Source organism: Microcoleus sp. B5-D4, from assembly GCF_036705145.1.
GTDB lineage: Bacteria > Cyanobacteriota > Cyanobacteriia > Cyanobacteriales > Microcoleaceae > Microcoleus.
The window spans coordinates 1-1127 of sequence record NZ_JAUBTV010000192.1 but is presented as its reverse complement, the minus strand read 5'-3'; the positions used below and the strand labels follow the sequence as shown (position 1 = coordinate 1127).

General features: G+C 43.2%; 1 protein-coding gene. It reads right to left on the bottom strand.

The features are described from left to right. Nucleotides 1-71: 71 nt before the first annotated feature. The coding region (locus tag QUB10_RS34140; RefSeq protein WP_333207556.1) for an IS200/IS605 family accessory protein TnpB-related protein at nucleotides 72-1127 on the bottom strand (1056 nt) is incomplete at its 5' end.

Below are 1127 nucleotides of genomic sequence, written 5' to 3'. Positions count from 1 at the left end.
ACCGCTTTAAAAAACCTAGGCAAACCTGGGTAAGCTCAGCGGTATAAGTTTGAAACGTTCTTTCTTAGCGCCTACGCTTCCTCGACATCGAGGTTGACCAAGAAACTCCAGTTAGAAACGGTATAATAATCACAGCGACGTGATATTACACCGGAACGTTTGATTTTTTTATTCAGTTGGTTCCACTCGCTCCAAACGTGCTTTTCCGAGTTCACCTCAGAATAGGCGGTTAAGGAGCGAGGTATTTTTTCACTTAGTCGCATAGCTCGGCGAGCAATCACCAGCGCGGCAGATTCGTCGCTAGCTAAGCCATACATTCTCAGATATTTTACCAAGCCGATAATGCTCGAATATGCTGGGTTAACTGTAATTAACTCAACTCCACGATTCGACAAAATAGGATTGAGTTGCTTGTAAAATTCACTGTACGCCCAACTCGACAACATTCGAGAATATTTTCTACCTTTCTCTCCTAAAGATTCCTTTTTTGTGGAGAAATCAAGTTCTTCACAAACTACGGGGCATTCAAATTCCGCAGCCTTTGCTGCTAGTTGCAGGCAAACTTTAACAATTTGAGCCTGTTGCTTGCCGTTCGGCAATCCCATCTGCAATGGAATCTGCCCTTTGGCTTTGAGGTTTCCTTGAAGATCAACATAAGCCCACCCAATAGAACCGGGATTCATATCGATACCGATACAACCGTACATCCTACTTCTAGAAACTTGATTAACAGGATTTGGGGTAAACTGCACAGCAATAACCCACTTTCCGTTTTTGCGGTAGAAGTGCCAGGTCTTAGCCCCGCATTCTGGCAGCCTATTTATCTTGCGATTGAAATCACCGACCTCGGAAGATACAGTTTTCCCGAATCGCGACTCCAAGCATTTGGGGACTCTAAAAGTTATTTTATTTCCATTCCACTGAGAGACTTGATTGCCGAAAGATTCATCCTTGGAACCGACAACAAAGATATCGCCGTAAGGGACGAAGACTTTGACTGGCTTAGTTTTTAAGTATTCGAGTCTATTCGTTAGTAGGGTTAGTCTACGTTTCTTGTTGTGTATTTGAAATCGTACATTCTGCCAATTAGTGGATTTGTTATCGAGCGAACAGGCGATAGGGAAATT